General features: G+C 75.2%; 1 protein-coding gene. It reads right to left on the reverse strand.

Going from position 1 to position 230, the window contains the following annotated elements; translation table 11 throughout:
* A partial coding sequence (locus ACSNOK_RS36545) for a hypothetical protein (RefSeq protein WP_436784938.1) occupies positions 1-230 on the reverse strand: 230 nt, incomplete at both ends.

Here is a 230-nt window from a genome sequence, read left to right on the forward strand (position 1 = left end):
GCCGCGACACGCCCCAGTCGCGCAGGCGCCAGGTGGTCTCGCCCCGGCCGAGGCCGCGCCGTTCCAGCTCCTCGATCACCCGCCGCTTGGCCGCCTCGACGTCGAGCCCGTCGAGGAAGCCCGAGTTGAACAAGGTGCCGTCGCCGAGGTAGGGCTCCTCGCCCACCGCGAAGCCCGTGGGGTCGGCGCCCGGCGGCAGCACCACGGGCAGCACGGGTCGGCCGTACTTG

The sequence above is a fragment of the Streptomyces sp. URMC 126 genome, from assembly GCF_051386555.1.
Classification (GTDB): domain Bacteria; phylum Actinomycetota; class Actinomycetes; order Streptomycetales; family Streptomycetaceae; genus Streptomyces.